We start from the raw sequence: 6,681 nt of genomic DNA, 5'->3' as shown, positions 1-6,681 counted from the left end.
GTTCTATCATCACCTTATCTGTCACTCCTGAATGGTTCTATCACCCCTCATTCGTCACCCCTGAATGGTTTTATCAGGGGTCCACATTATTTGAAAACCAAAGGAAAAAGCAAAAACATGGATTCCCGATAAAAGATTTCGGGAATGACAAAAAAGGAATGACGGTGGGGGGTGGATTCCCGGCTAAATTTCGGGAATGAGAGAACAATAGAAACCCCCCACAACCTTCCTGCTTTCCCATTGCTCTTCAAGATAGCTTTCTGAATCCTCTTTGTAATTACTGTGAAAACCCTCCAAGACAGCGCTTTTTATACTCTTATAAATTTCCAGATGAGCATTATGGCTTTAGGCAGCAAGTTTCCTCGTTTCATTCCTTATACCTCTATGTAATCTCTCCTCTATTTTTACTTAAGTGTTAAGGTATGATTTTTCAAACGGTCTCTAAGATTATTGACAAACTTCAACTGACCATTTATAATGCTAATGAAAACCATTTTCAATAACAAGAGGTTTTAAGTATGCCAAGATGTAGAAGAGGAGGGCCACCCTGGTGGGAGCCCAGATTTCAGGAAGCCGGTTTTCGGCTAACTATGCCCAGACAGGCAATATTAGAAGTGCTGAGCAATACTGAAGAGCACCCGAGCGCAGAAGAGATATATTTAGCAGTTCAAAAAATCTACCCCAATATCGGGCTCACCACTGTTTACCGGACTTTAGAGTTACTGGTAGATATGGGATTGGTGTTTAAATTTGATTTTGGAGACAAAAGAGCAAGATATGAGTTATCTCAAGGGCCTACGAGCAAAAAACATCACCATCATCTGGTATGCACCAATTGTGGTCGAATAATAGATTACACTGACTTTATTGACGAGGAAAAAGAACTGCTCCGGCGAACAGAGGCAGGGCTTTCCGAAAAATACAATTTCAAAATCACCGACCATCTTATTCAGTTTTATGGTTTATGTGATGAATGTCGAGGGTAACTTAAAAATTTTTTGGTAATAAATGAAAATGATTTTCAATATTGAAAGGGAGGTGTTTCAAATGCCAGGTGGCGATAGAACTGGTCCTTGGGGACGAGGTCCAATGACTGGAAGGGCTGCTGGTTACTGTGCAGGTTATTCAGTTCCCGGCTATATGAACCCTATTCCTGGTCGAGGATGGGGAGCAGGCTTTGGCCGAGGGTGCGGTCGAGGCCGGGGCTGGAGAAACTGGTACCGGGCTACTGGTCTTCCCGGTTGGGCGAGAGCTGGTTATGGTTATCCCGCTTTTGGGGGCTGGGCTTATCCTTATGCTCCAGCACCAACTCCTCAGGCTGAAGCAGAGCTACTGAGAGAACAGGCTGAGTTATTGAAACAGGCCTTAGAAGATATTCAAAATCGAATTAGCGCTCTGGAAAAAGCCGAAGTATAAAACAAGAAGAATAAACAAAAGAAAGGAGGTAAGAATCTTTGGTAGCTTTTGTAGCTTTTCTTACCTCCTTTCTCACCAAAAAGGAGTGATAATATTATGAAGATAGCTATCTCTACTGAAGGAAATTCAGGCTCTCCCCATTTCGGGAGGTGTCCGTTTTTTACCATTATAGATTTAGAAGATGGGAAGGTAATCAAAAAAGAAGTGATACCAAATCCGGGGCACGAGCCTGGTTTTATTCCCCAATTTTTGCAGAATATGGGGGTAGAATGTGTAATTGCCGGAGGTGCAGGGAAAAGAGCAATTAACCTTTTCCAGGAATCTGGGATTCAGACTATTTTAGGAGTAACTGGCGGCGTGGATGAGGTAATAGAAAAACTAAAAGATGGTAGTTTAGAAGGTGGAGAGAGTTTATGCAAACCCGGTTTGAGTAAAGGCCATACCGGAAAAGAGTGTAACCACCACTCGGAGTAAAGACCAGAAAGGAGTTAAAGATGAAAATTGGTATAACGGCCAGAGGAAATAATTTAGATTCGGAAGTTGACCCCCGGTTTGGAAGGTGTGAGTATTTTATTATAGTAGACCCGGACACCCTGGAATTCGAAGTTATTGAAAATTTCAGTATGGAGGCTGCAAGCGGAGCGGGGGTTCAGTCTGGTCAATTGGTAGCGACAAAAGGAGTGGAGGCAGTTTTGACCGGCAATATTGGGCCTAATGCTTTTCAGGTGTTACAGGCAGCAGGGATAAAAGTGATAACCGGAGTTTCTGGTAAAGTGGAAGAAGCTATAGAGAAATATAAAAGAGGGGAATTCAAACCGGTGGAGAGCTCAAACGTTGACTCCAAATTTGGGATATCGGAAAAAGGAATGGGGGGATGAGCTATAGTGCCACAGGGAAGAGGTTTTGGTCAAGGAGCTGGCCAAGGACAGGGCAGAGGATTAGGAAGAATGGGAGGTAGGCGTCCGGGAGCAGGGGCGGATGGAAATTGTGTTTGCCCGAACTGTGGGACTAAAGTTCCTCATCAAAGAGGAGTGCCTTGTTATTCTCTGGCTTGTCCTCAATGTGGGGCAGGGATGGTTAGAGAATGATAGTATCGGTAGCCAGTGGAAAAGGTGGGACGGGAAAAACCACTGTAGCAGTTAGTCTGGCTCTTTCTATCTCGGAAGAAGAAGTTCAATTTCTGGATTGTGATGTAGAAGAACCTAACGCGAGCATTTTTTTGAAGCCTCAGATAGAGGAAGCCCTACCGGTTTCTATTCCAGTTCCCAGGATAGACCAGGAAAAGTGTAATTTTTGTGGCAAGTGTGCTGAGGTTTGTGCCTATCACGCTTTAGCAGTGCTTCCCGGAAAAGTACTGGTTTTTCCTCACCTCTGCCATGGTTGTGGTGGTTGTAGCTTGTTGTGTCCTCAGGGAGCAATTACCGAAGTGGGCCGAGAAATAGGAACGATGGAGATTGGCCGCTCAGGCGATATAGAGTTTATCCAAGGTAGGCTAAACGTGGGAGAAGCGATGCCCACCCCCCTCATTAGGGCAGTCAGGGAAGAAGCTAAAAAAAGAAGGAACCCTGCTGCTGTCACCGTAATTGATGCCTCTCCTGGAACCTCTTGTTCAGTGGTGGAAGCGGTGAAGGGGAGTGATTTTTGTATTTTAGTCACTGAACCTACTCCTTTTGGCTTAAATGACTTGATTCTGGCAGTAGAAGTGCTGAGAAAGCTGGGAATCCCCTTTGGAGTGGTGATAAATCGCTCAGGAATGGGGAATGATAAAGTCGATTTTTATTGCCAGGAAAATAACATTCCTATTTTATTACGGATACCATTTGATAGGGAAATTGCTGTTTTATACTCTCAGGGTATACCTATAGTGCAGGGAAAAAAGGAATATATGGAAAGGTTTCGAGGGATGATGGACCATATTAAGGAGTTATCGCGGGCATGAAACAAATTCTGGTAATTAGCGGAAAAGGTGGAACAGGAAAAACTGTTTTAACTTCATCTTTGGCGGCTTTGGCCAGAGGAGCAGTTCTGGCTGATTGTGATGTGGATGCAGCTAACCTGCACCTTGTATTGCACCCGGTGGTAAAGGAGGTTCAAGACTTTTGGAGTGGGCAGAAAGCGGCAATTGATTATGAGCAGTGCATCAATTGTGGTCGTTGTCTCTCTCTTTGTAGATTCGGAGCCGTTAAGACTCTAAAAAATCAAGATGGTAGCTTAAAAAAATTGGTGATTGACCCTGTTGCTTGTGAAGGATGTCGAGTTTGCTATTATACCTGCCCGGTGGATGCTATCCGGATGGAAGACAGACTTTCGGGGCAGCTATTTATTTCTGAGACTAAGTATGGTCCAATGGTGCACGCTAAGCTGGGAATAGCTGAAGAGAACTCGGGTAAATTGGTTGCTCTGGTGAAACAAAAGGCGCAGGAAATAGCCGAAGCGGAGGGAAAAACCTGGCTTATCATTGATGGTCCACCCGGTATAGGATGCTCGGTAATCGCTTCTCTTGCGGGAGTAGACTTAGCTTTAATAGTAGCTGAACCTACTTTGTCAGGTATTCACGATATGGAAAGAGTAATGGATTTGGCTGTTCACTTTGGTGTGCTCGCTAAAGTTTTTATAAATAAATGTGATATTAATTGGGATAACACCCGGACAATTGAGGAGGTTTGCCAAAAAAGGGGAATAGAGGTGATAGGACGCTTACCTTTCTCAGAAGAAGTAGTGCGGTCTTTGGTTGCGGGAGTGCCGGTGGTAAAATTTTCTCAAGGAGAGATAGCCGAAGAAATAACTACCTTGTGGAGGAAAATTGAAGCTATCTTTGGGGAGGGGGTAGTCCTGAGTGGCAAAAAAGAACAGAGGTTTTAGATATATCTACGGTCCGGTAGCTTCCTGGAGGCTGGGAGCTTCCTTGGGGATAGACCTTATTTCTCAGAAAGAGAAGGTATGCAATTTTGATTGTGTTTATTGCCAATTGGGTAAAACTTTGGTCTTTCCTCAACAGCAGAAAACCTATGTTCCCACAGAGGCAATAATAGCAGAGCTTAAATCTCTGCCGGAGGTTCAATTGAATTATATTACTTTTTCCGGTCGGGGTGAACCTACTTTAGCTGAAAATTTGGGCCAGGCAATTAAGGCAGTAAAAGAGGTTCGTTCTGAGCCCGTGGCAGTTTTAACCAATTCATCTCTGATGAGCTATCCTGAAGTTAGGGAGAATTTATCCGGGGCAGATCTGGTAGTAGCCAAGTTAGATGCTTATTCTTCAGATTCTCTTTCGAAAATCAATCGCCCTCAGCCGGGGATAGAGTTCGACCTCGTAGTAGAAGGAATAAGGCAATTTCGAGCAAACAGTAATACTCGGCTGGCTCTCCAGATTATGTTTATAGAAGAGAACAAAAATCAGCCGGAAGAGTTTTGGCCCCTCCTCGATTATATCCAGCCGGATGAGGTTCAAATTAACACCCCCTTGCGTCATAGTCCCATACCGCCTCTCTCCCCCGAGGATATTTTCCAGATAAAAAAGTGTTTTTCTGCTTATAACGAGCATCTTCCTGAGGAGGGGAAAATAAATCTGGTTTCGGTTTATGATGCTAAACCAAAAGAGGTCTTCCCTATTAGTGATGAGAGTACCCTCAAAAGAAGAGGAAAGGTGTAAAATCACTTAAACAATTTACCGAAAGAGAGGCGGTCTTTGTGTGGTGGAGCTTTAATAAGATTCTGGTAGCAACAACTTCAGGGCTGTCGGGGTTCGGAGAAAAAATAAAAGCAGAACAACCTGCTTTATCCCTCAAGGAGAGAAAAGAGGCGGAAAAGCCAGTAGAAGTAAAAATCACTGTTATCTATGATAACTATTCGTTAGTTGAGGGTCTTGAAACAGAGTGGGGTTTTTCTTGCCTGATTGAAGGTCTGGAGAAAACTATTCTTTTTGATACCGGTGGAAGAGGCGACCTGTTACTGGAAAATATGAAAAAGCTAAATATTAATCCCCGGGAAATAGATATAGTTTTTATCTCTCATGACCACTGGGACCACACCGGTGGCTTATTATCTTTTCTTCAAGAAAATCCTCAGGTAGAAGTCTGGTTGTTAGACTCCTTTTCACCGAATCTGAAAAATGAGGTCACAAGAAGTGGGGCTATCTTAAGGGAAATTAAAGGACCAAGCCCGGTTTGCTCGGGAGCGTATTCTACTGGAACTTTAGGGGATGCAATCAAAGAGCAATCACTGGTTATTGAAAGTAAAGAAGGGTTAGTACTGGTAACCGGTTGTGCTCATCCGGGGGTGTTAGATATCATTCGGTCGGTTAAATCTTCCTCTAACCAGGATATCTATCTGGTTATGGGCGGTTTTCACCTGCTTGATCTATCTCCGGAGGAATTACAAGAAATTGCTGATAGATTTAAGGAATCAGGAGTGAAAAAGGTAGGGCCATCTCACTGTAGTGGTGACCTCACTCGGGAGTTGTTCGCTCAAGAATATAAGCAGGATCTGGTAGAAGTTGGAGTGGGTAAAACCATTAGTTTTCCCTGAAGTCAAAGCCTCAGACCTCTTTTCAAGATAAGCGCAAACCTTAATTGATTTAAAATATCTTCTCTCTTTACCCCTCTTATGAAGAGGCAATAGGGGGAAGAAGGATCTTCCTCATAAGCCCGATTTTCTTCTCTCTCCTTTCCGGGGAGAGGGTTAGGATGAAATAACTATAAAAGGGGCGCCTCCCCCCTATAGTCCCCCTGAAAAGACAAAAAGAAAGAGCAAAAGCATGGATGCCTCACTAAATTTCAGGCATGACGAAAGAGGCGTCACCCCTGAGTGGTTCTATCAGGAATCTAAATAATGAGAGGAGACATCCCTACGGTTTCCAATAGAAGGACAAAAAGAAAAAGCAAAAGCATGGATTCCCGATAAAAGATTTCGAGAATGACGGATGAGAACAGGGTGTGGCGCTCTCGCTTTTAGACCCCCTCACAAGGAAAAAAGCAGGATCCGCCACACGAGGGGATGGCAATCCTCGTAACCAGGAGGAGAGAGAAGCAAAAGAAGGGATAAAGCTGTTTTTTAAATTTTCAAAAATTTTTTTTGATTTTCAGGGATGCGGAATAACATGGTACCCCCCTGAGTAATAATTTAATATCTCTGAGAATAACTTGTCAAGAATAACAGGAGGGAAATTAACTATGGATGGAGAAATACTGGGGTCTCTCTCCCTGATTATCTCCCAAGGGCTTTTATTCTCCTTTCCGCTGTTCTTTCTTACCGAGTTAAACCAGAGAG

11 protein-coding genes are annotated in these 6,681 nt (G+C 43.6%); 10 read left to right on the top strand and 1 reads right to left on the bottom strand.

The features are described 5' to 3' along the window. From GXZ17_RS06525 to GXZ17_RS06480, 10 genes are all read left to right on the top strand, one after another. Nucleotides 1–200: hypothetical protein (locus GXZ17_RS06525; protein WP_409376485.1), on the top strand; the 200-nt coding region annotated here is incomplete at its 5' end. 318 nt (nucleotides 201–518) lie between these two features. Beyond that, a complete protein-coding gene (locus GXZ17_RS06520; RefSeq protein ID WP_409376484.1) occupies nucleotides 519–986 on the top strand; it encodes a Fur family transcriptional regulator in 468 nt (155 codons plus the stop codon). Between the two features lie 61 nt (nucleotides 987–1,047). After that, nucleotides 1,048–1,416, top strand: a complete 369-nt coding sequence (locus GXZ17_RS06515) for a DUF5320 domain-containing protein (RefSeq protein ID WP_409376483.1) — start codon at nucleotides 1,048–1,050, stop codon at nucleotides 1,414–1,416. A 96-nt stretch (nucleotides 1,417–1,512) separates the two neighbouring features. Then, nucleotides 1,513–1,890, top strand: coding sequence for a NifB/NifX family molybdenum-iron cluster-binding protein (locus GXZ17_RS06510; protein ID WP_409376482.1), 378 nt, complete (start codon nucleotides 1,513–1,515; stop codon nucleotides 1,888–1,890). A gap of 20 nt (nucleotides 1,891–1,910) precedes the next feature. Continuing rightward, nucleotides 1,911–2,294, top strand: a complete 384-nt coding sequence (locus GXZ17_RS06505) for a NifB/NifX family molybdenum-iron cluster-binding protein (protein WP_409376481.1) — start codon at nucleotides 1,911–1,913, stop codon at nucleotides 2,292–2,294. A 6-nt stretch (nucleotides 2,295–2,300) separates the two neighbouring features. Then, nucleotides 2,301–2,504, top strand: a complete 204-nt coding sequence (locus GXZ17_RS06500) for a hypothetical protein (RefSeq protein WP_409376480.1) — start codon at nucleotides 2,301–2,303, stop codon at nucleotides 2,502–2,504. Beyond that, entirely contained in the window at nucleotides 2,501–3,355 is an 855-nt protein-coding gene (locus tag GXZ17_RS06495) for an ATP-binding protein (RefSeq protein ID WP_409376479.1), read from the top strand. Before GXZ17_RS06500 ends, GXZ17_RS06495 begins: the two co-directional genes overlap by 4 nt. Next, a complete protein-coding gene (locus GXZ17_RS06490; RefSeq protein WP_409376478.1) occupies nucleotides 3,352–4,278 on the top strand; it encodes an ATP-binding protein in 927 nt (308 codons plus the stop codon). Before GXZ17_RS06495 ends, GXZ17_RS06490 begins: the two co-directional genes overlap by 4 nt. Then, nucleotides 4,253–5,065, top strand: a complete 813-nt coding sequence (locus tag GXZ17_RS06485) for a radical SAM protein (protein ID WP_409376477.1) — start codon at nucleotides 4,253–4,255, stop codon at nucleotides 5,063–5,065. The genes GXZ17_RS06490 and GXZ17_RS06485 overlap by 26 nt, the downstream gene beginning before the upstream one ends. Before the next feature lie 38 nt (nucleotides 5,066–5,103). Then, nucleotides 5,104–5,940: an MBL fold metallo-hydrolase gene (locus GXZ17_RS06480; protein WP_409376476.1), complete on the top strand. Its 837-nt coding sequence runs from the start codon at nucleotides 5,104–5,106 to the stop codon at nucleotides 5,938–5,940. A gap of 553 nt (nucleotides 5,941–6,493) precedes the next feature. On the opposite strand, the gene GXZ17_RS06475 is transcribed toward GXZ17_RS06480, so the two are convergent. Then, nucleotides 6,494–6,681 (bottom strand): hypothetical protein (locus GXZ17_RS06475; RefSeq protein ID WP_409376475.1); only part of this gene is annotated, 188 nt, incomplete at its 5' end.

It is taken from the genome of Candidatus Sordicultor fermentans, assembly GCF_012728195.1.
In the GTDB taxonomy this organism is placed as follows: Bacteria; Atribacterota; Atribacteria; order Atribacterales; family Caldatribacteriaceae; genus Sordicultor; species Sordicultor fermentans.
This window is presented reverse-complemented; position numbering and strand designations above follow the sequence as displayed.

Coding starts and splice junctions, on each gene's coding strand:
- GXZ17_RS06510 (WP_409376482.1), top strand. CDS start 1,513: ATGAAGATAGCTATCTCTACTGAAGGAAATTCAGGCTCTCCCCATTTC.
- GXZ17_RS06505 (WP_409376481.1), top strand. CDS start 1,911: ATGAAAATTGGTATAACGGCCAGAGGAAATAATTTAGATTCGGAAGTT.
- GXZ17_RS06515 (WP_409376483.1), top strand. CDS start 1,048: ATGCCAGGTGGCGATAGAACTGGTCCTTGGGGACGAGGTCCAATGACT.
- GXZ17_RS06495 (WP_409376479.1), top strand. CDS start 2,501: ATGATAGTATCGGTAGCCAGTGGAAAAGGTGGGACGGGAAAAACCACT.
- GXZ17_RS06520 (WP_409376484.1), top strand. CDS start 519: ATGCCAAGATGTAGAAGAGGAGGGCCACCCTGGTGGGAGCCCAGATTT.
- GXZ17_RS06490 (WP_409376478.1), top strand. CDS start 3,352: ATGAAACAAATTCTGGTAATTAGCGGAAAAGGTGGAACAGGAAAAACT.